Here is a 26,213-nt window from a genome sequence, read left to right on the forward strand (position 1 = left end):
TCCATGGGTATCTTGTACCAAGCAACTGACCTGAAAGTTTGGGCAATCTGGCTTTTCGTTGTTTTCGCCCTCATGGCCTTCAATGAGTTGGGACGCACGAGCGCGTGGGGCGGCGTCGCCCTCTTCATCGTCGCACCCATCGTACTGACGGTTTTCGTCTGGCCCTATACCGCCGCTCCCGGTAACAGCTATGGGACCGGAAACTGGTTTAACTGGGCGAAAACTTATTCTGCGCTCGCGGGGTGTGTCGGTTTCATGGCGTTGCGATACGTCACGTGGCGCACTGCGGATGGGGGAGTGCATAACCTTTACGAGAAGCGTTGGGCTCTGTGCTTTCCGCCCTTGATCCTTGCGATCAACATTGCCGAGGCCGTGGTGCGTGACGTGCAGATGTACACCTATGGTCTGTGGGATGGTGCGGTCGTTGACCACCAGTGGATGATATCCGGGCCGTGGAACATCATGAACGCCGTTGCCGGGGTCTTGAACATAGTGACGATTTGCGGGTGGTTCGGCATCTTCATTTCAAAGGACAAGTCCCGTGACATGATCTGGCCTGACATGTTGTGGATGTGGATCATCGCCTACGATCTGTGGAATTTTGCGTACACCTACAACTGCATGTCCGACCACTCGACGTACACGGGACTCGCTCTGTTGATCGCCTGTACCGTCCCGACTTTCTTTACGAAACGAGGTGCGTGGCTCCAGCATCGCGCGCAGACCTTGGGGTTGTATGCGATGTTCGCCATGGCTTGCCCGCAGTTCTATACCTTTGGGGAGATACCGACGACTCACAATCCGACGGCATTCTTTGTTGTGAGTGCGGTGGCTTTGGCGTCGAATGTCGCGCTTGCTGTGTACCAGTTTGCTCGGATTCGCGCTCAGCACTTGAACCCGCTGAAGGACGAGGTTTATACCGATACTGCTAGCTACCGCGAGGTTGTCGAAGAGAATCGGTGAGGTGTTGGGCGTGCACCCGGTAGGGAAACTCCTCCGGGATACAGCTCTGCGCGCTCTCAGTTCTTGTGTGCGGTGATCGCAAACTGAAGGGGCAGACGCTCAGGGCGCTCGCGAAGATGCCAGCCTCCGGTCGAGTCCTGTTCCATGAGTTCGGGCCACGGACACCATGCCGCGCGTGGGGTTTCCTCGAGCTCGTCGATCACCAGCCCCGCGTTGATGAGAGCAGTGACGATCTGGCCGAGGGAATGATTCCACTGGTGGTTCGTTGTGTGAGTAATCCGCGGTGCGCCGGGGGAATCCACGTAGCTTGAATCGTCATCCCATGTCATCGGAGCGTCCTGCTCGAAGTAGGGCTGTTCAATCTTGAGCCCGTCGGAAATGTCCTCACCGATTGTCATGAACATCGGGTGGTCGTCGCGGATGAAGAAGGCGCCGCCGGGTCTAAGCAGGGAAGCAACGACTCGCGCCCATTGGGCGATATCGGGTAGCCAGCACAGGACACCAATCGAGGTATACACCAGATCGAAGGTGCCGGACACTGCTTCGCGCGCGCCGTACACGTTCGCGTGAACGAACTCGACCTCAGCGCCCGCGCGCTCGGCGATGCTGCGCGCGTGGGCAAGCGAGGCCTCGGACAGATCGAGGCCAATGACGCGCGAGGCCCCGCGGCGCGCAAACCCGATCGTGTCCGTTCCGACGTGGCACTGCAGGTGGATGACCTCTTTGCCTGTGAGGTCGCCGAATTTTTCGATATCTTGGGCCAGTTCGTCACTAATTGCCGTCGGGTCCTCGAGAAGACGCTGGTAGTCGCAGTAGTTGCCAGCCATGTGCAGCTCCGCGCGGTCGTCCCAGTTGCGTTCGTTATCGGAAAACCACTGCGCTCGTCTGCTTGTTTCAGTCATTTGGTCATTGTACGCCGGTGGGATGTTGGTGCGGGGTGCTTGCCGAGGCATCGGCGCTGGCTATGCGTGCTTTGTGCGCCCTGCGCAGCTGCAGGTAGAGGACAGCAGCGGAAAAGAAGTCCGCGACGGCGAAGAAGTGCAGCGCAATGTGGATTGCTGCGAAGGAGCTGGGGAGTAGTCCGCGTTTTGCCGCGCGAATCGAGGCCGCGAAACCGTAGGAGGATGTCGCGAGCATCAGAAGGTAGGACATTGCCAGCAAAGGAACCACGACGAAAGGTGCTGCAAGAAAAAGCCCGGGGATGACGAACAAGATCGTAGCGATCCCCGTGGCGTAGAGGAATATCAGTGTGTAGAAGGGGATCATGCAGAGTTTCAGGATCAGATCCCAAAAAGCCAGTCTGCGCGGGCTGCTTTCTGCTCGATCGAAGCATGCGCAGAGGATATTTGCGATCCCTATGATTAGTAGGAGAACACCCCACGTGGGCCAGTCTGTTCCCCAGCCGAAGACGTCATAAAAGGGCCCGCCACTGTAGACCGCAGCGATGAAAAGGAGCGGTAAGGCGGTGCGCACGACTTTGTACACGGCGAGCCTTCTTTCTGGTGAAAACTTGCTCTACTGGCGAGGATATCACCGTGAATAGTGCGCCTCCACAATCCCATCGAGTTGTGCGCGAATCTCCTCAAAAGGGCGATTGAGATCGAGCGTCCTCACACTTATCGCATTCCCGCTCATTTGATACACGCCATCGGGGTAGACCTCTTCATCGGTCTTCGCATACAAGAGCATTCCTGACACACTGTGCGCCTCGCCGTTATACGAGGCCTCCATATTCTTCACATACGTGAAGATCTGATAGAGGTTCCCCGAATGCAGGCTCCGCGTACCGAAACGCTCCTGCGTAGTATGCGCGTAGTACTTCGCGTCAATAATGAGCACCGTCTCCCCGCACCTCAGAGTCACATCGGATCGCATCGTCGGCAGCATGTCATCGAAACCATCATCAAGCGCCCACGCAATATGTGGCGCACTCGCCTGAATTTCTGGATACTCCTGGCGGTAGTACTCCAAAATAAATCTCTCGTACAAGCGACACATGCTCTGCTCATCCAAAAACTCAGTAAGCCGAGTTTCTCCGCCTTCATTGGTGTGCAAAAGCCCCGAGTAAATCAGCCAACAGACGTTGATGAGCATGCGATAGGTCTGATTATTGCGGTCAAAACGCATGCGCCAGTTGGCCGCGCTGAGCTCGATATCCGAAACCTCTGCGAAGAAGGGGAGTAGTCTGCGCAGTTTTTTCTTCCGAGGCCTCGAGATCCTTGAACGCAGCAAGGCGGCGCACGTCGCCTTGATGATCTGGTTCATCTGCGTGTCGAGCGAAAACTCGTCGTAACTGCACACCAACTGCCGACGCAGAATTGAGCGCGTCTTGAGGGACTCCGTAACCTCGATTTTCCCGCGCAAAGACGACAGTGGCTCTGTAACGTCGACATAGGAACGTCCGAGGCCTCGCTTAAGTTGGGAGCGCACGCCGCGGATCAGGATCTCCGCCAAGAGCTCCGCAGTGGAAGTTAATTCCTCGGTTGCTATATCGCGATACCCCTGCTGGCGTAGCACCTGGAAGGCGTACGCAAGCATGTAATAGGTGTTACGAATCGGAATCATTGGATCGAGCGGCGAAGAGCCTCAGACCAGAGGCGGACCTTCTCCTGATCGTCGAACCAGTACTCGCCAAGCATGGGGATGAGCTCGTATTCAACGATCGCTGAAAGGCTGGCGTGATCGGTTGGGGTTCCAGTGAATCCGCAGAAGTAGCTGTGTCCGATCATGAAGCCTTCACCAAGAGACTCGTCGCTCGCGATCTCGGTGTTCAGCCTGGCCACGCACGAAACCAAATTGTCGAAAGCGGCACTGCCCACGGCCTCGCGATAGCGCGTGAAACCAGCGGAAGAAAAGCCCGGGTTGAGGGTGAAGAATGCAAAGCGGCGACGCAGTGCATAGTCCAGCAAAGCAAGCGAGCGATCCGCAGTGTTCATCAATCCGATCAGGTACACATTGCTTGGCACACAGAAACGTTCGCGCGAATAGAGTAATTGGAGTTTGTTCTTCTCACCGCGCTTATCGTTCTCGATAAGCATGAAGAGCTCACCGAAGATCTTCGAAAGATTTCCGCGGTTGATCTCGTCGATGATGAAGAAATAATCGCGCTCATTGTCATCAGCTGCCTGCTTGCAGAATGTATAGAACGCGCCCTTGGAAAGCTCGAAACCGTCCGCGCAGGGGCGGTAGCCCTCGATGAAGTCCTCGTAGGAATAGCTTTGGTGGAATTGCACCATCATGACGCGTTTGGCGTCTTTCACCCCCATCATCGAATACGCGAGTCGTTTTGCTGCGAAGGTCTTGCCGACGCCGGGTGCGCCCTGCAAGATGACGTTCTTCTTCGCGCGAAGTAGCCCGGTGAGAGTGTCGTATTGCTGTTCGGACATGAAAACTTCCGAGAGGAAATCTTCCTTGTCATATGCGGGGTATTCGATCGCAGGCTGGTCGTCGATGACCTCATCGGCCTCGACCTCGAAAAGAGTTTCAATGGCTGCGACAAGCGTGGTGTCATCCGTGATGTCAGTCAGTGTTTTCAACGGAAGTATGCGATCAATTGCCCACTCGCCCTTGTGCGTCCACTCAACGCTGCGGAGGTTGGGGAAGTGTCCCTGGGCCTCGTCGTATTCGTAGTCTCCGGTAACGAGGCCGCGTCCGAGGATCTTCCCTCGACCTCCCTTTACGAAAACGATGTCACCGGGCTTGAGATCGTTGGCGAACTGCCAGAGCGCGTAAGCGTCGTTGCGAGGGTTGGTCGTTCCTCTGCTTGAGTTGACCAAGGCAAGGTGGATCTCTTCTTTGCTTGCGTACGCGGAAAGGTCGCCAGCTTCTTCCCAGGCAAGTCCCATCACTCCCTGGCTGTAGAAGTCCTCCCACATGCACGCGCCCTTGCCTGGCGCGTAGAGCCAGTAGTGAGTCGTTTCAACATCAGCGTCACCGAGGGAGTTTTCAGTAGTCCTGATGTTGGAGGTGAATTGACCCATATCCATAGCGGCCTTCCTTGAACGCGCTTGTAAACCTGGGTCTAATGCTAGTTTGCGTTGGGGCGTTATTGGTGCAGGCGCTTGGCCTCGGCCCCAAAGACCAGTAGCCCAGCGACAACAGAAGTGGCGATCGCGCTTGCAAAGGCGACATTCGAGTCGAGCTTGAGCGCCGGAATTCCCATGAGCATCCCGCATACGTAGGGCACGAGCCACACCAGCCACACGCCAATGCTCAGGCGGTGGAAGCGTGAAAGCGTTTCGGGGTTCTTCTTCGCGTAGGCGATGGTTGCCCACGCGGCATGGATGATCATGAGGATGATCGCGAGCAATCCGGTGGTGGCGTGCGCAAGATTCGCCAAGTTGCCTCGCGCGATTACAGACATGGCAGTAGTTCCCGCGGTGTCAAAGACCAGGCCCATGTAGAAGAAGATGATGTGTCCGAGCTTGAGCGTGCCCGCTCGGCGCTCGGCAAAGACGCCGATCGTGTAGAAAACAAGTGCCAGAGTGATAGCCGTCGAGGCGATTGCGATCATGGTTGTCCCGTTCCGTTGATTGATGGATCTGTCATCCATGCTAGGAACGCGTGCGTGAACAACAATCCCCTGATGTTCACGCGAGGCTTTTACTTCGCGTTGTAGAGTCCTCGCTCAAGGAAAGTTAGCAAAAGCTCGCAGTCCTCGTCCCCCTTCTCAAGGGAGGTGAGCAGTGATCGCATGGTGAATTCTGCGATTGCCGAGGCTGCAGTTCCTTGGGGGAGTAGCGCCCAGTTAATGCGCGTGTCCTGCTCGAGGACGCTTTCGAGCTGAGCGCGCGCGTGTGCGAGGACGGATCCCATGGCCTCGTGCGCGGCTAAAAGGTCCTGTTTGGGCAGCTCTTCGTGGTCGCGGAGCCACTCGCGGTGGAAGGACGCAAAGGCTGCTTTCGTCTGGTCCCAGAGTCTGCGGCAAAACTGCACGAAGGACTCATTGCTCTCGATTCGGCACAGTTCTTGCGAGAGTGAGAACTCAAAGTAGCGTCGCGCGGCGGCGACCATGATGTCGCTCTTGGAGGGGAAGACTTTGTAGAGGTATCCGACGGAAACTCCCGCGTCCTCGGCGACCGCTCGGGCGGAGATCGCGGCAAGGCCGCCCCTGGCGCCGATTTTGTAGGCGGCTTGGATGATGCGCTCTTTGTGGTCGAGAGTACTCACTTGTGGGTTCCTCGCCTGACGTGTCGGGGATGGGATGTGTCTATACTGAACACTGTTCATTATAGGGTGAAACCGGAGAAAGGGGGACTTCCGTGCCCAAGCAGGTCATCGAGAAAGACAAACTCATCGACCAGGCGTATTCGATTGCCGCGCGCGAAGGAATCTCCGCACTCTCCGTGCGAAAACTGGCCGCGGCATGCGGAATCGCCGTCGGCTCGGTCTACATGTACTTCCCGACAAAAGCGGACCTGACGGCCGCAGTATTTACGCGGTTCTTTGGCCAGGCGCTCTTCGAGGAGTGCTGCCGAGTTGACGGGCGCGAGAGTTTCACGGACTACGTGCGGAAATTGCACGGTGCTTTGGGTGAGGCTTTGGCGCAGATGGACGTTGATTGGTTTGCCGAGATGCGCCGCCTTCCCTGCAGTGAGCACGAGGCTTTAGAAGCTGCGCGCGGCCCGATGATGGCTCACATGGAACAGGGCCTCCAATATGTGTTGGATGCGGACCCGGCGGTCGTTCGCTCTCGCTTGGTTGGCGCGCTGAGCCCCCAGAAACTGTCTTCTTTTGTTCTGGGGACGATCTTTACCTCGCTCATGGAGGGCTCTGATTGTGAGCCCCTTTTCGCCCTTCTTGATACCAGCTTGTACGAGGCCGTGGCTGAGCGTGTTGCTTCTGGAAGCGGCGCTGCGGCCCCGATTGAAAAGAAAGATTGCTGATGGCACTGCTCAAAATGAAGAAAGAAAACCTGATTACCGTGGTCGGAGTGGTTTGGCTGCTGGCGGGTATGAACGTCGCACTGATTGGTGTACGTTCGGCCGTTGAAATGAGTGGTGCATCTGTCGGTGTTGTCGTTGCTTTGATTGTTGGTGCTGTTGCTGCTTTCTTCGCCTTCCACGCAATGTTCGGCAAACTCGTCCTGAAGAATGCCCAGAGGATCCGAAGTCTGGACGCAGAACGCCTGAACTTCTTACGATTCTTGGACCTCAAGGGCTACCTGATCATGGCATTCATGATGTCTTTCGGCTTCGGGCTGCGCTTAAGTGGACTCATCCCTACCTGGTTCTTCGCATTCTTCTACACGGGACTGGGGTGTGCTCTGACCTTGGCGGGGGCCAGCTTCCTGCTGCATCGAGCGTTTGGTGAAGGGTGGACTTTCCATAAGCAAAGGGTGGGGGAGTAGTTGTTGTTTCCCATGCGGTGAGTAGCGTTTAAGCTGCCCGGCCTCGTCCTGTGAGCGTAGGACGAGGCCGAGCTTTTGTTGCTCTGGAAAAGAGTAAACTGACGTTATCCTGAAAATATCGAGAAAATCTTATGCATCGAAGGTGAACGCATATGAGTCATGGACGCACACGCAGGCCCGAAGGTGGGGCGAATCTTTATTCCCTACCAACGTCGTTTGTCGCAGTTGACACGGAAACAACGGGCCTTGATTTTGACCTGTGCAACATCATCGAAATTGGCGCTGTCAAAGTCGACAATGGCGAAATTGTTGACAGTTTCAAAACTCTTATCAAGGTCGATGAGAAGCTGCCTCCATTCATCGTGCATTTAACGGGTATCACCGATGAAATGCTGGCCGATGCTCCGCCACTTAATGAAGTGATGACTGACTTTGATGCCTTCGTGGGTGATTCAATTTTGTTGGCACACAATGCGTCTTTTGATATGAATTTTCTCTACACGGCCTACGAGCGTGCTTTGGGTAAGCCCCTCAGGAACAACTACGTTGATACGTTGCGGGTAGCTCGCCGAGCGCTTCCACAGCTCCAGCATCGAACACTTCCTGACCTTTGCGAGGTCTTTGAGGTAATCAACGAAGGCGAACATCGAGCCTACGGTGATGCTCTGGCAACCGTGCAGTGCTATTTGCGTATGCGTGACATCGTGATTGAGAGCTTTGGGGATGAAGCGACTTATGCGAATTCTTTCGCACGGGGGACAGGCTCAGGAAGTCATTTAAAGGCGAAAGATATCGTCGCAACCACAGATTGTATTGATGAGGGACATCCGCTTTATGGAATGCGATGTGTTTTCACTGGAGCGACGACGTTCAAATCGCTTCCGAAAATGATTCCTGACCTGCGCACGGATGATGCAACGGCAATATCTTCTGCCGTTTCCCCGGATGTGGGAACGATTACTTCGTTGCCCTTTGAAAGAAGCGATCCCTCTTGCTCAGCGGCAATAGTTTCCACGTCCTCAATACGTGATTCATATTGGGTATACGAGCGTCCATTACAAGATCTGTGGGGTGCCAGCATCCCTAATGTCGGCGTTGCTGTAGCTATGCCCCTTAGAAATAGTGCAGAGTTCCCCAGCTTAGGCTGTTCCCAAGCGGTTATTTGAGTCAGGAAACTTCATCTTGGGAACAATGTAAGCTGTCCAGTATTGCCGAAGAAGTCACGCGCACTGACCCGGAATCGAATGCGCCTGTCATGATGATCACAGCGAGCAACGGCTTTATTGAGCAGTTAGACCGTTACGCATTCAATAACGCCGGAGAGAGTCTAAAGAAGTATATCCTTCTTGAAAAGGGTGAGATGGCATATAATCACGGTGCTTCAAAGCTCCGTCCATACGGTTCATGTTTCGCGCTTACAACAGCAGAAAATGCACGTATCCCCTTTGTTTATCACTGTTTCAGTGTAGGCGAGAACGACCCTGAGTTTATCTCTATGGAGCTTAACGGAAGCCGTGTCGAGAACCAGCTTAGAAGGATTATTTCATCTGGTGCGCGTATGGATGGTCTGCTGAATATTTCATACGAAGAATACAGCAGCGTTGAACTCATGATGCCCAGTATTCCGGAACAGCATGCTCTTGCAGACTATTTCCGAAAACTCGACAACCTCATCACCCTTCATCAGCGTGAGCCATCTCATATATTGAAAGAGGGTAAAAATGCCAATCAGCATCAATGAAGAATCGCTTTTCTGCGATTACTACTCACAATGGATTAGCGTCTACAAAGAAGGGGCCATCCGTGAGGTGACCATGGGAAAGTACCGGCTCACTCAGTCTTGGCTCGCTAAGCTAATTCCAGACCTTAAGATAAAAGATCTGGACCGGACCTCGTACCAGCAGCTCATCAATGGTTACGCAGAGCACCACGAGCGCCAGACAACCATGGACTTCCACCATCAGCTTAAAGGGGCGATCCTTGACGCAGTTGACGAAGGACTCATCCCCCGCGACCCTACGCGCAAGGCTATCATCAAAGGGAAGCGGCCGCGTGCGAAAAAGATCAAGTATCTCAACCAGTTTGAGCTTCATGCCATGCTAGGCGACCTTGATTTATCAGGCGGGCCGAGTTGGGATTGGCTTATTCTCATAGTCGCTAAAACAGGCCTTCGTTTCTCCGAAGCCCTTGGGCTTACTCCCGAAGATTTCGACTTCGCCCATCAAACGCTCTCGGTGAACAAGACCTGGGATTACAAGAACGGCGGCGGATTCGTCCCCACGAAAAACGCCTCATCGGTGCGGAAGGTTCAACTCGACTGGCAACTCATCATGCAACTTTCTGGGCTGCTCAAAGACCTTCCGCCGACTGAGCCTATATTTGCGAAGGGGAAGGTCTACAACTCGACGGCTAACAGCGTTTTAGCGCGCCACTGCAAAAATGCTGGCGTGCCTGCCATCTCCGTCCACGGGCTGCGGCATACACATGCATCACTCTTGCTGTTCGCTGGCGTTTCCATCGCCAGCGTATCCCGAAGGCTTGGTCATGCAAGCATGACCACCACTCAGGAAACTTATCTGCACGTCATTCAAGAGCTCGAGAACAAGGACATTGACATCGTCATGAGGGCTCTTTCGACTCTTATTTAAGCTGCATCAGCAAACCGAGGCTCACGCTGATGAAGGGTGAAAAGGTGGTCGAGCTTAGCAAGATAATGCCCAATTTGTATTTGCTCGTCCTTGCTTGGCAACAGCAATTCGATGTCCATTAGTGTTGCTGCGTTGAGTTTAGCACGGCCGCCACCTACCAATAGTGATTCAATATCTGCCTGACTTATTGCGTAGGCAAGGAATTGATTATCTGCACAAGCACACTTTCCTTGAAGAACGTGGGCGTGATTATTTACCCAAATGCGCCCTTTTACGCACTTTACGGGATAATTTTTGAGGTCAATTGCTCCGTCCTCGGCGACAAGAATAAACTCGCCATCGTGGGTATATCCTTCAACATAATCTTGTATTCCGTTTGCTCCATAATATGGAGTTGTTCCCGCAACTCGTAAACTTGCGGCAACAGGAATACGCAAATTATCGTATCTGTCAGTTATTTCTTTAACCTTACGCTGTTCCCAAGATGAAACGAGGGGACGCATGGTCACATGCGCCCCCTCGGATAGACAAACTTTCGATTTCGCCTGTTCAAAATCGCCGATTATTCGTCGATGTCGAAGCCGCCTTCCAGGATGAACTTCTTCAACAGCGCCGCCGCACGGGTGTTCACCTTGAACAAGGGGAGCGTCTTACCTTCTTTCTGCTCAAAGAATGCCTTGGCGCGTGCCTTGTCCACCGAGTCTTTCAAATCGTCGAAGCGCCCGAACTCGTTAATGTTCGATTCCGCCAGGTCGAGTGCGGCCATGGTGGCAAGAAGCTCGCCGTCTATGCCGAGCGCCTCGACGATTCGCTCGACCTGAGCGTTTTTCGCTTTGCGGGCATAGGACGTGATGTAATCCCTCAACGTTTTGCCGGCTTCCAGGGTGGCGTCCCCTCGCTCGACATCGTGAAGGAACAGCTCGGCGAAGCGCTGGTCATCCTGGCTTAGGGACGCAAACGATCGGTGGAGCTCCTCGCGCGCTGCGGCAAGCCCCTCGTCGTCCTTCTCAAGGTATTTCAGCCACTTCTCGAAGTTCGCGTTCATGTAGTCGCTGTCTATGAGCCCCGTGTCGATCTCGGTTATATGACCATCGAGCTCGTAGGGTACTTCGGGCGCATCGCCAGGGTCGCCCCCTCCTGCGAACAGCTCCTTATAGCGCTGCACGAGGACGAGATAGGTTCGCTTGTCGATGATGGGCTGGACGAAGAAGGACTTGCTACTCAGCTCGCCTTCTTCCGGTTCCTCCTCAAACTCATAGGTGTCCTGCTCCCATGTGAAGCCCTGCACCTTCGCGGCTTCGAGGAACTCGTTGAGCTCGACGAACTCCTTGGCGAACTTGCGCCTGGCCTCTTGCGATGCGGGAAGATTCGAGAGGTCGCCAACGCCCGCGGCCTCGAACACCATGAGTATTTCCTGTAGCCGCGCGTCCATCAGCGCGATATTGTCCGGGAGCTTCTGGACGAACATGTCGAGCGGGCGGTCTCCCGAATACAGCCTCACTGCCGCTTCGATATAGCCCTTCATGGTGTGGGGACGACGGTAATAGCGGATCGTGCCGAAGGGCTTGTCTGGGCCGAACAGGCGGTTCGTGCGGCTGAACGCCTGAATGATGCTCTCGTAGTCGATGACCTTGTCTAGGTAGAGAGTGTTGAGCCATTTGGAGTCGAAGCCCGTGAGCATCTGGTCCACCACAATGAGCAGATCGATACGGGAGTCGCGGTTGGAGTCGAGGTTGATGTAGGGCTTTTTGTGGGACAGACGCGCTGAGATGTCCTTCTTCATGGCGGGCCACGTGGGGATGGTGAACTCCTGACCGTATGCCTCGTTGTAGTCTTCTATGAGCTCGACCAGAGCATCTTCCTTCACCGTGGAGCCGGCGCTGTTGTCAACGCTCGGGTCGAAAAGGGCGGTCACCTTCATCTGCGGGGCGTGTTCCTTGAAGGCTCGGTAGTAGTCGATCGCTTCTGGGATGGAGCTCGTCGCCAAGATTGCATGGAACTTGTTGCCGTGGGAGAGCACCGGGAAACGGCGCAGGATGTCCTCTATGACCTTTCCGTGGTGCGGGGTGCCGGGCCGGTATTGGGCGTGGGTGAGGAAATCCTCAATTCCCTTGATGCGGTTGCCGGCGCTGTCGGCCATCGGCCCCATGGGGACCTTTGTCGAGTCCATATAGTAGTAGAAGACCTTGCTCTTCCGGTCGTCGGAGATGGCTTCGTCTACTGTTGTGGCTTTCGCTTGCTCTAGGGCAACCGCTTTGCGTACGTCGTGGTCGTTGAACGTCGTCACCATGTAGGGGTCGAAGCCCAGCACATTGCCGTCGCGGATGCCGTCGGCGATGCTGTATCGGTGCAAACATTCGCCGAATACCATAGCCGTGGTCGACCCCTTTTTCTGGTTCTCGTCGAGGATTGGCGTTCCTGTGAAACCGAAGAAGAGGGCATTGGGGAAGGCGCGGCGTATGTCCTGGAGCATCTCGCCGAAGGTGGATCGGTGGCACTCATCGATGATAAATACGATACGCTTGCCGGCCAGGCGGTCGAGCTCGGCTTGGGTGATTCTAGACTCACCGGCCTTCAAGTTGCTCATCTTTTGGATAGAGGTGACGATAAGGCGATTCTTGGGGTCGTCACTGGCAAGCTTGGACTTGAGGACCTGCGTGTTCTCGGTGCCTTGCACGTCGTCGGCATCGTCGGCGAAGGAGCGATACTCCGAGAGCGACTGCGTGCCCAGCTCGATGCGATCCATGAGGAACACGACCTTGTCGGCATCATGAGAGTCGGCGATAAGTTGGGCCGATTTAAAGCTGGTCATGGTTTTGCCGGAGCCAGTGGTGTGCCAGATATAGCCGCCTGGGCGACCTGGTGTGCTGCTGTGCCGCGGCTCATCCCATTTGCATCTGCGGACCTTGTCCGAGATGGCCGCGGCGGCGTAGTACTGGTAGCTGCGCATGACTTTTAGGCAGCTATCCGACCTGTCAGCCACGGTGTAGAACCCAATGAGCTGATGCGCCATGGGGATAGAGAGAAGCGTCGAGGTGAAGCGCTTCCACTCGTCAGTGCCGGGCTTGTCACCTGCGCAGACGGGCTCGTTGTTGAAATCTTCCCAATGGAAATAGAAGTTGGGGTTGAACGCGCCTGCTCCAGGGTTGGCAAAGTACCGCGCCTCATCGGGGGTCATTCCCACAAAGATCTGAACCAGGCGGAAGAGACCCGTGAACACACCTTCGTGCGCGTATTTTTCGATCTGTCCGGTTGCCTGGCTTACGGGTACGCCACTGCGTTTGAGTTCGATATGGATGACCGGCATGCCGTTGATGATCAGGCACAAGTCTCCGCGACGGTCGTTCAAGATCTTGCTCTTTGCAGGATAGACAGGCTGCTGAGCTATCTGGTAGCGACTCTGGCCGGCTGCGATCTCCTGACGATCATAGATCTTCAGGCTTACCTCCTTGCCAAGGTGAAGCACATCGTCGGGGTTGTCGCGCGTGATGGCGACGGTCTTTCCGTTGATGAACCCGTTGAGTGCGAGCGGGGTCTTGAGCATTTCGATTTGTTCGATGACCTGTGCCATCTCGCCCTGGGTGAGCGGGCAGCCGTTCAGGCGGTCTATGTCGGCGTTGTTCTGGAACAGAATCTTCGCCCAGTTATCGATGAGGTCCTGCTCGGTGGGATAGCGAAGCACGCCCCCCGCGTCGTCCCAGCCGTGCTGCTTCAGCACGGTGATGACTGCTTCTTCGAAAGAAGCCTCTTTATCGAAAACCATCGGAGAAACCGATCTACGAAATTGCAAAAAGTTATACACTTAACTATTCCCAATCATTATAAGACATAGATGCATCTACCTGGGAACAGCGTAAGTTGGGGGAACTGATGAATGTCACCTCCGTAAAGCGCATTCACCAATCTGATTGGACCACTGAGGGCGTAAGATTCCTGAGAGCAAGAGATATTGTTGCAGACTACAAACACGAAGAGGTGGAAGACCTCCTGTACATCTCACGGGAAAAGTACGAGGAGTACAGTGCACTGGTTGGCAAAGTGGCAATTGATGACCTGCTTGTTACTGGCGTGGGAACCATTGGAATCCCTTATCTTATCAAGGATTTGACGCCTCTTTACTTCAAAGACGGCAACATCATTTGGTTCCAGAACAATGGAAAAATACAAGGTGATTTCTTCTATTATTCGTTCACGGCTGCACAGATTCAGAACTTTATTAAAGATTCTGCTGGTATAGGAACCGTAGGAACATACACGATTGAGAGCGGCAAAATGACACCGATTTTACTGCCATCAGAAGCTGAACAGAATAAGATCGGTCAATTGTTCAAGGGCCTCGACAACCTCATCACCCTTCATCAGTGACAGCTCGTTGACATTGCGAACGACATTTTTTCTCGCCAAAACGAAAAACCGCCGATTCGATATAGCGAAATCGGCGGCTTCGGGGCTCGAAATTAGAAGCAACTCACGATAGCTATTAAACAAACATCCTATCCAACAGCGATTTCTTAGTATTTCTCAATAGCTCAAGCTTACGCTGATGAAGGGTGAAAAGGTGGTCGAGCTTAGCAAGAAAATGGCCAATTTGTATTTGCTCGTCCTTGCTCGGCAACAGCAATTCAATGTCCATTAGTGTTTCTGCGTTGAGTTTAGCACGGCCGCCACCTACCAATAGTGATTCAATATCTGCCTGACTTATTGCATAGGCAAGGAATTGATTATCTGCACAAGCACACTTTCCTTGAAGAACATGGGCGTGATTATTTACCCAAATGCGCCCTTTTACGCACTTTACGGGATAATTTTTGAGGTCAATTGCTCCGTCCTCTGCGACAAGAATAAACTCGCCATCGTGGGTATATCCTTCAACATAATCTTGTATTCCGTTTGCTCCATAATAAGGAGTTGTTCCCGCAACTCGTAAACTTGCGGCAACAGGAATACGCAAATTATCGTATCTGTCAGTTACTTCTTTGACCTTACGCTGTTCCCAAGGGTCAGTAAAGCCAGCGAAACGGACTTCGGGGAATCGCTCACCCGGTTTGGGAAACATCTTATCAAGCATTGATTTCTTTAACTGAGCGAGCTTGTCACACTCACGCTGATGAAGGGTGATAAGGGTGTCGAGACGAGCGAAAAGCCCACCGATTTCCCGCTGTTCTGCCGTTGACGGGAGCATTACTTCCATCGCTTCAACATCACCGGCATTATAGGACGGCAAGGCTCCGACTTGAACAAGTGACGTTAAATCGACGGTCTCAAAAAGTGCTTTTGCGAAGTCGCTATCCCAGACATTTTTATCGAGCGAATATGCCATTGTATTATTGTCCAAAAGGAAAGGAAAGCGGCATAAACGCTTACGATTCAGCATTACTGCAGCTCCAACCTTCGCAAAGAAAATGGCTGGTAGATCCTCTATCGGCGACCATCTGCGAGAAGCAATTTGAGCATCTGTAACATAGTTGTTGGCGACAGTCATTTCATTCTCATTGCCATCGCTATTCATGTCTGAAACTTTGAAAAATGGTATTCCAACAGCACCGCCTTGTTCGGAGTCGGGAAAGCCTACTCCGGAGCGGGCCTTGCCCACATCGCCGAGCTTACGCTGTTCCCAAGGGGCAGTAAAGACAGCGAAACGGATTTCGGGCACATTGGTCTTTTCCGCCATGCTATTCACCTCCCAACAGTTTTCGCAGCTCAGCAATGCCTGCCATGTCGTGCTCGTTGCCCGTAAGCTGCCCCAGCATGTCTGCCAGCTGGCTTTCTGCATCATCTATCTGGTTGCACACGTCCGAGTAGGTTGTCGCATATTTCGCGTTGAGCGCAGCTACCTTCGCGATGAAGTCGCTCACAACGGTTTCGGGAAGGGCCAGAAGCTCAACCTGCAGCGGCTCTATCCACTTGGCGGCCAGTAGATCGTCGCACTGGGCATCGGTCAGGCCCTCGATAACCTCCTTGGTCGTCTCCTCAAGAGCCATTCTCGCTTCCTTGTTCGCCTTCTTGAGACCTTTTTCCTCATCGAGCAGGATCTGCGCGCGAACCAGACCTTGCTCGAAATCGCTTTCAGGGTGCTTTCCGATAGCCTTCACAGCCTTCTTGAGCTCAGCCGGCACAAACGAACCTTTGTCGTTGACAGCAGCAGAGGATCCCTTGTCCTCCTCGTCGAAGCTCTCGAGAATCTCGTCTACTTCCTGCGATATCTCGCCTAGGCGGGAATCACGGGAAGTAATCTTCTTGACGTCTTCGGCAAGCAGGTGCTCTTGCACAAGCGCAAACGGCAGGATGCGGCCAGCCCAGCCGTCCTGTCCCTCGACGTCTTTGCCGTTCTTCTTGCCCCCCATTCTCGGGTCCACCTTGCGCACAGCGCCTTTCCCCTCGGTCTGGATGACCTCTAGGTCGCCGGAGATGACCGTCCACGCATCGTCGAGAGCCTGGTAGGCATCGTACCCGTCGACGAGCGCGACACCGGAGAGGGCGTCGCGGAGCAGCTCCGCGATATGATCCTCCTCTGCCAGGGTATCGACCTGCGACGCGCGGTCTACCAGTCTTTTCCGCAGCTCCGCAGGTAGATGCGCCAGCGTATCCCGATAGCCGCCCAAAAATGAGATGACGTCGACGTTCGCCTTCACCGTTGCCGCCACGTTGTCCGTCACGGAAGCAAGGCACGACCCGCCGCCCTCGATGTAAAGCTGAGCCTTCAGGCTCGGCCACACTTTCCAGTAGCAATCAAGAGAATCGACCTCGGCCTTCGGAATCCCGCCGAACATTGTGGCATACACGTCCCAACTCTCAGCAGCGTCAGACGAATCCACGTAACGCGGAATATTGAGGTTGTAATCGTTGGCGCGTATTTCATCGATGGTCACCAGTCGGCTGAACTTGTCGACGGTCGCACCAGTCGTAACCGCGTCCACGATGCGGCGTATATCGCTCGCACGGAGCTTCTTGCTCTTGCCTTCCTTCACAAAATGCTTCGAAGCGTCCACAACCAGCACGTCACTGCTCTCGCGCTGCTTGCGGAGCACCATGACGATGGTAGGGATATCGGTGCCGAAGAAGATCGCGCCAGGAAGCCCGATGATTGCCTGAATATGGCGGTTCTCCACCAAGTTCTTGCGAATGGCGCCCTCGTCGCCGCGGAACAGCACGCCGTGGGGCAGAACGATGCACATGATGCCGTCGGGGCGCAAGTGGTACAAATCATGCAAAAGGAAGGCATAATCAGCTCTTCTTTCAGGGGCAACGCCGAATTTGAAGCGAGGGTCGAGCTCCTTATCTTCCGAATCCCAGTTCTGGGAGTACGGCGGGTTCGACACCACGGCATCGACGAACAGCGGATCGTAGGTCTCATCCTTGTTCTCGACGCTGTCGAACCAGGGCCAGTCGTCTTCGAGCGTGTCGCCATTGCGTGCCACGATGTTGTCGGGAAGAATTCCACGCATGACCAGATTCATACGCGTGAGGTTGTACGTGTTCTCCTTAAGCTCCTGCGCATAATACTTGATGGAATCCGGGTCGCCGTTGCGTCGTGCCACGGCTTTGCCGATATTGATAAGTAGCGAGCCCGATCCGCTCGTGGGGTCGTAGATAGTGATGTTTTCGCGTCCGGCCAGGTGCCACGAGACTATCTCGCTCATAAGCATGGAGACTTCGTGCGGCGTATAGAACTCGCCAGCTTTCTTACCGGCGTTGGCGGCGAAGTTGCTGATCAAGTACTCATAGATGAAGCCAAGCACGTCGTAGTCCTGGCGACCGTCCATCGGAATGTCCTTGATGAGGTAGATGAGGTCGCGAGCAGCCTTGGATTGGCTGCGCGTATCGGTGCCGAGCTTGGAGAGACCGGTCTGCAGCGTGTCGAAGATGCCGTCGAAGACGTGCTTGCGGGCAGGGTCGATGTTGCGGCTGAAGGCAGAGAGGGCGTCGCGAACGTTTGAAATCTCGAAGTCGCCGCCTTTGGCGACCCAGGTAGAGAAGAGGTTCTCGTAGGCGATGAAGTAGCCGCACTCGCCCTTGACGAACTCGACCGTTTCTTCGTCGTCTTCCACGAGGCTCGGCAAATCCTCCTCGGCGAAATCACGTGCCTTCAGGCGGGCGACTTCGGTCTCGGAGAGGAACTTGTAGAAGATGAAGCCCAGGATGTAATCCTTGTATTCATTTGCCTCGATTTTCGAGCGCATCTGGTTGGCGGATTCCCATATCTTTGATGCCAATTGCTGCTTGTTCATCTATTAATCCTCGCTTCTGTAAACTTGGTTGAGCGTTTCGCCGTCGTTGTTCACCCATTCAGTCCAGCCGTTCTGGCTGCCGCCGAGCACGAACACCGCCGCGGCGCTGGGAGTTGGGAACTCGAGGTCCTCGACGAGCTCTGAGATGCCGGCCGAATCGCCGAAGATTTCTCCGCGCTGTTTCTGCACGAGGCACTGTGTGATTGTGGATTTTCCGGAACCATTTTCGCCGAATATAAAACTGAGGCGATTCTTGTCTGGCTTCTCAAACAGTTGTAATTCGGTGCTTCGTTCACCGAATACACGACCTTGAATTCTTATCGATGCTACCTGTGACAGTGGCATGTGAAACTCCCTTGTTTCTTTAGGGTCTATCTGTCTGCGGTTCGTTCGTAAGTTACCGGTGCGCTTTCCGCCTTGAAAAGGCTGTGTGAAACAGAAGCCGACTGTCAGTTTACACTCAGCTGGCACCGCCTTGTGAAAACTTTGGAGTCAAATTCTCAAAATCGTCTGAAATCAGTCCCAAACACCTCGACTGCATTCTCCCAATTCACGCCATCGGCCCCGTGCCACCAGTTCAAGGGGTACGACAGGCTCTGCCTGAGGTCACCGGTGTCGCGTTCCAGTGGGGGAGTGAATGAATGCAGAAAACCGGGATGTCCTGGCACATCTAAAATCCCGCATATTCCCAGAGTTTCAAGGATCCCAACGGCCTCGGCCTGGTTGCAGGGAAGTAACTTCGCGGTGCGGATAGCGGTCGCCAAGGCGGTTCCACTGGCCTCGTCTTCCATGGAATCAGCCAGCTCCAAGATCGACCGCAAAATCTCCACATCAACATCACTCGCAACTCGCAGCTCCATTGACGCGAACTGCTCCAAGTAAAAGATCGGTTTCCCGATCGTTCCCCAGATACCGCCGCCCTTGTGCTTCACCCAGTTAAAGAAAGAGCCGGTCAGCTTCTCTGGAAGCTCTTGAGTCCGGCCTCGGTCAAAAGATAACCAACTGCGCGCATACGCGTAGGACGCCAAAACATAGCGGTAATCTACGTCGCGTGAGGACAAGCTATATAAAAACGCTTGCGTCGCATCCTCTAAGGACACAGCCTCAAAGACTTGCTCCAAGATATCAATCGCCTGGTCATGAGTAATCGGCTGGTCCTCGACAACGACGCCCATCTTCCGGGCATAAGCAAGGTCCTCAGCACTCACCGAATGCTTCTTCCGATCGTCCATTAAACGATTCAGAATCTGAACAGCCTTCTTATCCACGCTTGCCCGCCCTTCGAAGTGCTTGGAGCCCTAAAACTCTAGAACCCCAGCAGCCTTCGATAAATCGCCTCGTCCTCACCTGAGAAGACATCAAACACAACGACCATGGGGGACTGGGTTGCAGTGAGCCACTGATTGACCACGTCCACCGCGACCTCGGCAGCGGCCTGCTTCGGGTAGCCAAAAACGCCCGTCGAAATACAGCAGAAAGCAAGAGAACCCATACCGCTTTCCTGTGCCAAATCCAGGCAATTTAGGTACGAGCTCATCAGCTCGAAACGGTACATGTCAGCGCTCTCGCCAGCTGGCACAATCGGTCCGACCGTGTGAATGACGCGCTGCGAGGGCAAGTTATACGCGCCCGTAATCTTCGCCCTGCCCGTTGGCTCCTCGTGGCCCTGCTCCTCCATGAGCTGCGCGCACTCCAAGCGCAACTGGACGCCCGCGAAAGTATGAATCGCGTTATCAATACACGCGTGCCCAGGCTCCCAGCACCCCAGCATCTGCGAGTTCGCCGCGTTCACAATCGCATCCGCCGCGAGCCTCGTAATGTCACCGCGCCACAGGCGAATGTTCGGGTGCAGGGGCGCGACCTCGGCCTCGTCAATGGAAACAACGCCGTCCCCGGCAATCAACTCACTGAGCAACTGGTCCTGCAAAGCCAGCCACTGCGGCGAGGCAGGCATGGGCGGGCGCGTGTTGACCAGCGCGCGGAACTGCCCCCACATCTCATCGACCCCGGTCGGCTCGGGCACAGGGATACCGCGCTCCTCGCACAGTCTCGCAATCAGTGGGGTTAACAGCTCAAGCTTCCGGCTGGGCCACATAAGCATTCCTTTCCCAAAAGACGAGGGGTGACAACAGTGTAAATCCACGTCGGTGATAGGCTAACGCTGTTTCAGCAGCATGTACATGAACCCGGATAACGCGTGGGTTTTTCGTCTTGACAGCCATCGGTGCCGCCCGATTACCGCCATTGGCGGTATAAATTGGCGGTATTTCCTCGGCAGATATGGAGTCCGACAATGAGGTACGCCAAGACGGTGGTCTTGAAGGGCGGAGTGGAACTCCTCGTGAGGAATGCCGTCGCCTCGGACGCTCGCGCGCTGCGTGAGACCACGCAACTCACCCATGCGGAGACCGACTACCTGCTGTCTTACCCGGATGAGCAGAACATCGACGATGAACAAGAGGCCCGTTCCCTAGAAGAGACAGAGCGCAGCAGCAACGAGGTTGAACTCGTTGCCGTGATCGATAAGCAGATTGTTGGAAGCGCAGGAGTTTCCGCAGTGCGCAGTCGGCGCAAGGTCGCGCACCGGGCGCGTTTTGGGATCAGCATCCTCAAGGAGTACTGGGGGATGGGGATCGGTCGGGTCCTGATGGAAGCGTCCATTGACTGTGCCCGGAAGGCGGGCTACACCCAGCTCGAGCTCGAAGTCGTGGCGGACAACGAGCGGGCAGTGTCTCTGTACCGTCGCGCTGGTTTCGAGGAATACGGGCGCAACCCCCGGGGCTACAAGTCCGCGTCTGCGGGATACCAGGAGCTCGTGTATATGAGGCTGGAGTTGTAGCGCCCCGGAGTGTAGCTGGCGGTTACATGTCTAGCTTGAGGAGCCTAAAACCCCAGTTCCTTTAGTCGAAACGAGTGGGGGCACCTTGATGATGTGCATGACTAATGGCATGGCGAACAGGCGTTCCATGTGTACCCCTTTGGCTCTCGGAGGCTCGCGTCGTTGGGCCCCATCTCCAAGACGCTGAGGAAAGAGACCCCTGTTGTCAGCTTTGCAGCCGTTTACAGATACGATGAGCCCATGACGATCATGCTTGTGCCCCTGACTGAGACCGAGCGTCCTGCGCTGATCTCGGACTTCCAGGAATCTTTTGAGCACTTCCAAGGCAACCCGGAGGGATCCTTCGTGGGGGAGCGTCTCGCCGCGCGTGAGCAGCATCCGTCTGGTCCCAGTGAGGGCAGTGCAACGGCGCAGCCGATTCTCCCACTGTCCGACATTGAGGAGTCCCTGAATGCGCCGGGAGCGCTCGCCTATCGCATCCATGAGAACGGTAATGTCGTGGGCAACGTGATCCTCACCGTTGACGGACATCGAGGCGAGGTTCTCCTGTTCGCCATGAAGGCCTCGGTTCATTCCAGGGGAGTGGGGACGCGCGCCTGGTTCGCCATCGAGGCCGCCCACCCGCAGGTGAGGGAATGGACCCTGGTGACGCCCTATTTCGAGGTGCGCAACATCCACTTCTACGTCAACAAGTGCGGCTTCCACATTGTCGAGTTCTTCAACGAACATCACACCGACACCTCGCATCCCCGCGGAGCGGGCGAGCCGATGGGCGAGGCCGACTACATGTTCCGCTTCGTCAAGCGCTTGGACCGCTAGCGGCGTAGGCGCTCAGTCGACGTTCTCGACCTTATTGGTGTTCAGGGTGGACCATCCCTGGTCGGTGTGTGGGTGCGCAGCAGATCGCCCGCGCTTGCAAGGCCAGGGTGAGCGCCTCGTGGATATCCCCATTGATGAGGATCGAGCGATCGCGGATCTCGGCGGGGGCCTGCGCGTAGTCAAAGTTCACGCAGGCGTAAGTTGCCGAGGCATTGGCGTAGGTGTGATTCCAGAACGGGTACTTGATAATTCCCGGCGTATTCGCCCCAACACCAAGCTCAAGGAAGACAATCCTGCTACCCGCGTGTGCCTCGAGAAAATCTTGGTACCGGTGGGCAGCCTGATGCCATCCCGCATCCTCAACGAAAGTCGCATCAGCGCGCAGATTCATGCTCATGGGCTCGCCACACCTCGGACAGCATGGGACAAGCTCGCTGGGGACTCGCATGTCATGCTGGTCCTTAATCATGCGCGCCACGGCCTCGAAATTGTCATAGGTTGAGTCGTGACAAGGAACGCTGCACTGCCACAGGCCGTAGTCGCCTTGGGTGTAGAACAGCCGCTCTTTAGGGAATCCTGCGAGCTGGAAGCGGTGGTCAACATTCGTTGTGAGGACGAAGAAATCCTTGCCTGTGAGCAGTTGAAGGAGCTTGTCGTAGGTGTCTTTTGGGGCTTCAACATAGCGGTTGTACCAGATGTGTCGGCTCCAATACGCCCACTGTTCTTCCAACGTTTTGAATGGATAAAAACCGGCCGAGTACATGTCGGAAAACCCGTAGGTCTCAATGAAATCCGCGAAGTAGGTTTGAAAGCGTTCACCACTGTAGGTGAAACCTGCAGCGGCTGACAGACCTGAGCCCGCACCGACCATGACAGCATCCGCTGCGCTGATCGCATCCACAAGGCGCGAAATCTCGGCGTTCATTGTCTGGTTCATTGGAACTCCTACGGGTTTTCCGATCGTGTAATGGATTGGGGCTGTTTCGAATGCGTGCCCGATTGTGAGTGCTAGATGCACCCCTTACTTACGGACAACGCTTATGCGCTGGCCTACATGGTTGCCGGACTCGATTTCGTCGAGCATAGCCACGGCAAAGTCAGCGTAGGAAATGATGGATTCTCCGCGGTCGTTCAGCGTGAGTTCCTCGCCGCCAAGAATGTACTCGCCGGTGCGCTCACCATCGGCCTGGAAATCGCAAGCGGGCGAAATGTAGGTCCAGCGGACGTCCTTGCGCTCGCGAAGCTCGGCGAGGGCCTCGGCCATCGCAAGGGCAAGCGGCTTAAAGGCCTCGGGGAAATCAGGGGTTTGAGCGACCGTCAGCGTGTGCTCGGGGTTCACGTAGAGGCTGCCCGCTCCGCCGACGACCAACAGGCGAGTGTTGCTGCCGGAGAGGATATCGCTCAGGTGAGCCAGAGTCGTTGAATGCTGAGGGAGGGTTTCCGGGGTCCAGGCGCCGAAAGCGTCAACAACCGCGTCAAAGCCCTCCAGGTCCTGAGCGGTGAGCTCCATAATGTCCTTGATGACGGCCTTCTTGGCGGGAGTCTTGTTTTCAGAGCGGACAAAGACGGTCACATCATGTCCGCGTTCCAGTGCTTCCTTGACGATGAACTGTCCGGCTTTTCCGTTTGCTGCGACGACCGCGATTGACAGAGTCATGAGTTTTCCTTCGATTATTTGTGCGAGTAAATCACTCTGTTTTTCGTACGTATGACAGCGTAAAATTAATGCAAGCAATGCGGAAGTAGGCACTATTTTGTGCTATAGGTACCTAAAAGTAACTATTAGCGCTGACCTGCGAAGATCAAAGGGAAAGAAAATGAATTCACAGCTTGAAAACTTGCCGCCATGCCCAGTAGAGACAACTTTGACCCTGATTGGGAACAAATGGCAGGTGCTGATCTTGCGAGATCTGAGCGACAAGGGAACCATGCGTTTCAAAGAACTCCAGCGCTCGATCGGATCAATTTCGCAAAAAGTCTTGACGACGAATCTGCGCACCATGGAGGACGCGGGCATTGTCCACCGCGAGGTATTCGCCGAGGTTCCGCCTCGCGTGGAGTACTCGCTCACCGAGCTCGGCCACAGCCTGCAGCCCGTCCTCGAGGCCATGCGCGTGTGGGGTGAAAACTATAAGCAGCAGTTGGGTGCTCTTCCGCGCCGGGCTTAGCCTTAAACCGTGAAAATCCTTGTCGTCCCCATGCTGGCCCGCTCGCGGATGGGTGGTCCATGGTCGCGTGCGCAGCAGATCGCCCGCGCTTTCCTTAGCCGCGGCCACGAGGTCACTCTCGCGTGGGGAGATGACGGAAACTGCGTCGATCCGGTTGCCCCAACGATTGAAATTCCCGTTCCTTCGCCACTTGGTCTTCCCGAGGCCATCGCCCGTCACACCTTTCCGCTGGCCTCGCGCCTGGGGCTGATGGGGCGCAAGCCCGTTCATAGTTTCGAAGAAGTGCTGTGGTTGACGGGCTCCCTGGATTATCGCTACAGCTGCACGATCGTTGAGAAACTCCGCGAATTCATGCACACCTGGCGCCCCGACGTCGTCTACTCGGAATTCAACTTGGCTGCAGTGATCGCCGCCCGCGCCGAGGGAATCCCATGTGTGGGCAGCGGCTCGCAGCCGACGACCGTCGCCTACGCCTCTAACCCGCGCAAATCCGCAGGAATTCGACGCCTACTGCGCGAGATGGGAATGCCCGCCCCGGCCTCGTCCCTGACCATCCTTGAGGGGATGAAACAGCGCTTCATCCCGAGCTCTCCCTCGCTGGAACCGGAGGCGGGGGAGCGGGCAATCTACTGCGGTTTTCTTGGCGAAGTTCCGCAGCTGGATGCTCGCAGCACCGATCGCGATTGCGCGGTGGTCTACCTCGGCTCGGGCAGTGTCCCTGCGGGAGTCGCCGTGCGAGTTGGCCGGCAGCTCTCGAGCGCGCTTGGCTGCGATGTGTACGTCGCAGGTGTGCCCGAAGCGGTCTACGCCGCAGCTGGCCGCGAGGTGCACTGCGCGCCTCGCCTGAACTTTGCCGAACTCCTGCCGCGCGCCCGCGTCTTGGTCCATCATGGCGGGCAAAACTCGATGATGGACGCGCTGGCTTACGAAGTCCCCCAAGTCGTCGTACCCGGGCGCGTGTTTGAGCGCCAATTCAACGCCGAGGCCGTCGAGCGCACGCGCTGTGGCCTGAGCGTGCGCGCACCCAAGCCCGCTCTCATTGCCGAGGCCGCGCTACGCCTCGTTAATGAAGTGGCCCTGAGTGGTGGGCTTACAAAGCTGCGTGACGAACTGTCGGCATTGGGCGGAACTGAGCGGATTGTCAGTGAGGTTGAGGAGATTCCCTACTTGTAGGACCTGCCCCGGTGGCAGATGCTGGGGCCTAGTGGGCCGAGTGGGCCGAGTGGGCCTAGTTGGCCTGAGCGGAGGCTTTCTTACTTGAACTGCGCTATTCCCCAGACTCATTGACACCGTTTGGAGGCATTGGCACAAGTTGGAGCTTTGGACGAGCGGTTTTTGGGGTATGCGATGCTTCCAAGTGGTGTCAATTGCGCCTAGTGGTGTCGATCTGGCCTACTGCTGTCAATCGACGCTGCAACAGGAGCCGGGTCCCTTCCCGACGCTCTTAGTTCCACCCGCGCAGGATTGCCTCGAGGCCTCGCTCAAACTGGGTGACGAAATCGTAGCGATCCTCAAGGAGATCCTGGATAAGTGGTCGCAACGCCTGCGCATCCTCCGGGCTCAATGCGGCGCTCGCGGCCTGCAAATCGACAGGCTGCTCGGGGGTGCCGCCTACGGGCGGAACGACCTCGGCGGCAACGAAAGCCGTCGTGTAGATCGACACGGCATTGACCAATCCGAGCATGTCCGCGTTCGGCGTGAAACCTCGCCGCGCGAGTGCAACGAACACGCGCGCCAGCTGAGAGAGCTGCTCGGGAGTCGACATCGGGTGAGTGAGCAGCAACATGACCGTGCCCGGGTGCGCGCGAAGTGTGGCGGCCAGGCAGTGCGCGTACTCGCGCATGTAAGCCAGCAGTGGCGAGGCCGAGGCGGCCTGGGGTACTCCTGGCGTGCCGGGCGTCGCCTCGGGCGAAGCTGTGGACTCAGAGCGTTCCGGCGCGTCCACTTTTCCGCCCTCAACGCGAGCCAAGAATGAGTCGAAAGTCAGGCGCCAAACCTGTTCCGAAATTCCCTCTAGTAGAGCAGCTTTGTCGGGAATATGGCGATAAAACGCGGCCTGGGACACGCCTAAGCGCTTTCCCAAAGACCGCAGAGATAGGGCGGAGAGCCCCTCCTCATCAACCAATTCGAGCGCAGCAGACAAAATGATGTCTCGCGATAGCGCGCGTGGCTTTGATGATGGCATGGACTCTCCGCTCG

At 55.6% G+C, this 26,213-nt stretch carries 27 protein-coding genes; 11 read left to right on the forward strand and 16 right to left on the reverse strand.

The annotated features are described in order from the left end of the window. The first annotated feature begins 3 nt into the window (after positions 1 to 3). Complete coding sequence (locus ACWNMW_RS07530; protein ID WP_449490514.1) at positions 4 to 963, forward strand: DUF5692 family protein; 960 nt, start codon at positions 4 to 6, stop codon at positions 961 to 963. 56 nt (positions 964 to 1,019) lie between these two features. Here ACWNMW_RS07530 and ACWNMW_RS07535 read toward each other — a convergent pair whose 3' ends face one another. From ACWNMW_RS07535 to ACWNMW_RS07560, 6 genes are read right to left on the reverse strand one after another with little or no spacing between them, the layout of a single operon-like run. Further along, complete coding sequence (locus ACWNMW_RS07535; protein WP_449490515.1) at positions 1,020 to 1,865, reverse strand: class I SAM-dependent methyltransferase; 846 nt, start codon at positions 1,863 to 1,865, stop codon at positions 1,020 to 1,022. A gap of 4 nt (positions 1,866 to 1,869) precedes the next feature. Beyond that, on the reverse strand, positions 1,870 to 2,448 hold the full coding sequence (locus ACWNMW_RS07540) for a hypothetical protein (RefSeq protein ID WP_449490516.1): 579 nt from the start codon (positions 2,446 to 2,448) through the stop codon (positions 1,870 to 1,872). Positions 2,449 to 2,493: 45 nt separating this feature from the next. Continuing rightward, complete coding sequence (gene mcrC / locus ACWNMW_RS07545) at positions 2,494 to 3,528, reverse strand: 5-methylcytosine-specific restriction endonuclease system specificity protein McrC (protein WP_449490517.1); 1,035 nt, start codon at positions 3,526 to 3,528, stop codon at positions 2,494 to 2,496. Further along, a complete protein-coding gene (locus tag ACWNMW_RS07550) occupies positions 3,525 to 4,949 on the reverse strand; it encodes an AAA family ATPase (RefSeq protein WP_449490518.1) in 1,425 nt (474 codons plus the stop codon). Before ACWNMW_RS07550 ends, mcrC begins: the two co-directional genes overlap by 4 nt. 59 nt (positions 4,950 to 5,008) lie before the next feature. After that, positions 5,009 to 5,515, reverse strand: a complete 507-nt coding sequence (locus ACWNMW_RS07555) for an HsmA family protein (protein ID WP_449490519.1) — start codon at positions 5,513 to 5,515, stop codon at positions 5,009 to 5,011. Positions 5,516 to 5,565: 50 nt separating this feature from the next. After that, positions 5,566 to 6,132: a TetR/AcrR family transcriptional regulator gene (locus ACWNMW_RS07560; protein WP_449490520.1), complete on the reverse strand. Its 567-nt coding sequence runs from the start codon at positions 6,130 to 6,132 to the stop codon at positions 5,566 to 5,568. Between the two features lie 92 nt (positions 6,133 to 6,224). Here ACWNMW_RS07560 and ACWNMW_RS07565 point away from each other — a divergent pair, with 92 nt between their 5' ends. From ACWNMW_RS07565 to ACWNMW_RS07585, 5 genes are all read left to right on the forward strand, one after another. After that, positions 6,225 to 6,848, forward strand: a complete 624-nt coding sequence (locus tag ACWNMW_RS07565) for a TetR/AcrR family transcriptional regulator (RefSeq protein WP_449490521.1) — start codon at positions 6,225 to 6,227, stop codon at positions 6,846 to 6,848. Continuing rightward, complete coding sequence (locus ACWNMW_RS07570; RefSeq protein ID WP_449490522.1) at positions 6,848 to 7,312, forward strand: hypothetical protein; 465 nt, start codon at positions 6,848 to 6,850, stop codon at positions 7,310 to 7,312. The genes ACWNMW_RS07565 and ACWNMW_RS07570 overlap by 1 nt, the downstream gene beginning before the upstream one ends. Positions 7,313 to 7,464: 152 nt before the next feature. Then, positions 7,465 to 8,478: a 3'-5' exonuclease gene (locus tag ACWNMW_RS07575; RefSeq protein WP_449490523.1), complete on the forward strand. Its 1,014-nt coding sequence runs from the start codon at positions 7,465 to 7,467 to the stop codon at positions 8,476 to 8,478. Then, complete coding sequence (locus tag ACWNMW_RS07580; RefSeq protein ID WP_449490524.1) at positions 8,475 to 9,053, forward strand: restriction endonuclease subunit S; 579 nt, start codon at positions 8,475 to 8,477, stop codon at positions 9,051 to 9,053. Before ACWNMW_RS07575 ends, ACWNMW_RS07580 begins: the two co-directional genes overlap by 4 nt. Beyond that, positions 9,034 to 9,960, forward strand: coding sequence for a tyrosine-type recombinase/integrase (locus ACWNMW_RS07585; protein ID WP_449490525.1), 927 nt, complete (start codon positions 9,034 to 9,036; stop codon positions 9,958 to 9,960). Before ACWNMW_RS07580 ends, ACWNMW_RS07585 begins: the two co-directional genes overlap by 20 nt. On the opposite strand, the gene ACWNMW_RS07590 is transcribed toward ACWNMW_RS07585, so the two are convergent. Together ACWNMW_RS07590 and ACWNMW_RS07595 are read right to left on the reverse strand one after the other, a co-directional pair. Further along, on the reverse strand, positions 9,957 to 10,463 hold the full coding sequence (locus ACWNMW_RS07590) for a restriction endonuclease subunit S (RefSeq protein WP_449490609.1): 507 nt from the start codon (positions 10,461 to 10,463) through the stop codon (positions 9,957 to 9,959). The two genes, ACWNMW_RS07585 and ACWNMW_RS07590, sit on opposite strands and share 4 nt — an antisense overlap. A gap of 59 nt (positions 10,464 to 10,522) precedes the next feature. Then, positions 10,523 to 13,723: a type I restriction endonuclease subunit R gene (locus tag ACWNMW_RS07595; protein WP_449490526.1), complete on the reverse strand. Its 3,201-nt coding sequence runs from the start codon at positions 13,721 to 13,723 to the stop codon at positions 10,523 to 10,525. Positions 13,724 to 13,788: 65 nt separating this feature from the next. Here ACWNMW_RS07595 and ACWNMW_RS07600 point away from each other — a divergent pair, with 65 nt between their 5' ends. Further along, complete coding sequence (locus ACWNMW_RS07600; RefSeq protein WP_449490610.1) at positions 13,789 to 14,325, forward strand: restriction endonuclease subunit S; 537 nt, start codon at positions 13,789 to 13,791, stop codon at positions 14,323 to 14,325. Positions 14,326 to 14,440: 115 nt separating this feature from the next. Here the strand turns inward: ACWNMW_RS07600 and ACWNMW_RS07605 are convergent, their stop codons facing one another. The 5 genes from ACWNMW_RS07605 to ACWNMW_RS07625 form a co-directional block, all read right to left on the reverse strand. After that, positions 14,441 to 15,631 carry a restriction endonuclease subunit S gene (locus ACWNMW_RS07605; protein WP_449490527.1) on the reverse strand — a complete coding sequence of 397 codons (1,191 nt, stop codon included), beginning with the start codon at positions 15,629 to 15,631 and terminating at the stop codon, positions 14,441 to 14,443. 1 nt (position 15,632) lies between these two features. Further along, a complete protein-coding gene (locus ACWNMW_RS07610; RefSeq protein ID WP_449490528.1) occupies positions 15,633 to 18,188 on the reverse strand; it encodes a type I restriction-modification system subunit M in 2,556 nt (851 codons plus the stop codon). A gap of 3 nt (positions 18,189 to 18,191) precedes the next feature. Further along, on the reverse strand, positions 18,192 to 18,533 hold the full coding sequence (locus ACWNMW_RS07615) for a DUF4357 domain-containing protein (RefSeq protein ID WP_449490529.1): 342 nt from the start codon (positions 18,531 to 18,533) through the stop codon (positions 18,192 to 18,194). Positions 18,534 to 18,688: 155 nt separating this feature from the next. Next, positions 18,689 to 19,456: a hypothetical protein gene (locus ACWNMW_RS07620; RefSeq protein ID WP_449490530.1), complete on the reverse strand. Its 768-nt coding sequence runs from the start codon at positions 19,454 to 19,456 to the stop codon at positions 18,689 to 18,691. A gap of 38 nt (positions 19,457 to 19,494) precedes the next feature. Further along, entirely contained in the window at positions 19,495 to 20,289 is a 795-nt protein-coding gene (locus ACWNMW_RS07625; RefSeq protein WP_449490531.1) for a protein-ADP-ribose hydrolase, read from the reverse strand. A gap of 192 nt (positions 20,290 to 20,481) precedes the next feature. Between ACWNMW_RS07625 and ACWNMW_RS07630 the strand changes: the two genes are divergently transcribed. Together ACWNMW_RS07630 and ACWNMW_RS07635 are read left to right on the forward strand one after the other, a co-directional pair. Beyond that, on the forward strand, positions 20,482 to 21,027 hold the full coding sequence (locus ACWNMW_RS07630; protein ID WP_449490532.1) for an N-acetyltransferase family protein: 546 nt from the start codon (positions 20,482 to 20,484) through the stop codon (positions 21,025 to 21,027). A gap of 240 nt (positions 21,028 to 21,267) precedes the next feature. Beyond that, the gene (locus ACWNMW_RS07635) at positions 21,268 to 21,846 is read left to right on the forward strand and encodes a GNAT family N-acetyltransferase (protein WP_449490533.1); all 579 of its coding nucleotides are present in this window, start codon (positions 21,268 to 21,270) and stop codon (positions 21,844 to 21,846) included. Positions 21,847 to 21,877: 31 nt separating this feature from the next. Here ACWNMW_RS07635 and ACWNMW_RS07640 read toward each other — a convergent pair whose 3' ends face one another. Beyond that, on the reverse strand, positions 21,878 to 22,783 hold the full coding sequence (locus ACWNMW_RS07640) for an SIR2 family NAD-dependent protein deacylase (protein WP_449490534.1): 906 nt from the start codon (positions 22,781 to 22,783) through the stop codon (positions 21,878 to 21,880). An 84-nt stretch (positions 22,784 to 22,867) separates the two neighbouring features. After that, positions 22,868 to 23,503, reverse strand: coding sequence for an NAD(P)-dependent oxidoreductase (locus tag ACWNMW_RS07645; protein WP_449490535.1), 636 nt, complete (start codon positions 23,501 to 23,503; stop codon positions 22,868 to 22,870). A 160-nt stretch (positions 23,504 to 23,663) separates the two neighbouring features. On the opposite strand from ACWNMW_RS07645, the gene ACWNMW_RS07650 reads away from it, so the two are divergent. Both ACWNMW_RS07650 and ACWNMW_RS07655 read left to right on the forward strand, forming a co-directional pair. After that, the gene (locus ACWNMW_RS07650) at positions 23,664 to 24,014 is read left to right on the forward strand and encodes a winged helix-turn-helix transcriptional regulator (protein ID WP_449490536.1); all 351 of its coding nucleotides are present in this window, start codon (positions 23,664 to 23,666) and stop codon (positions 24,012 to 24,014) included. A 30-nt stretch (positions 24,015 to 24,044) separates the two neighbouring features. Beyond that, positions 24,045 to 25,187, forward strand: a complete 1,143-nt coding sequence (locus ACWNMW_RS07655; RefSeq protein WP_449490611.1) for a glycosyltransferase — start codon at positions 24,045 to 24,047, stop codon at positions 25,185 to 25,187. Positions 25,188 to 25,458: 271 nt separating this feature from the next. Here the strand turns inward: ACWNMW_RS07655 and ACWNMW_RS07660 are convergent, their stop codons facing one another. Then, entirely contained in the window at positions 25,459 to 26,199 is a 741-nt protein-coding gene (locus ACWNMW_RS07660) for a TetR/AcrR family transcriptional regulator (RefSeq protein ID WP_449490537.1), read from the reverse strand. Positions 26,200 to 26,213 lie beyond the last annotated feature (14 nt).

This window comes from Actinomyces sp. Marseille-QA0893 (assembly GCF_976954355.1).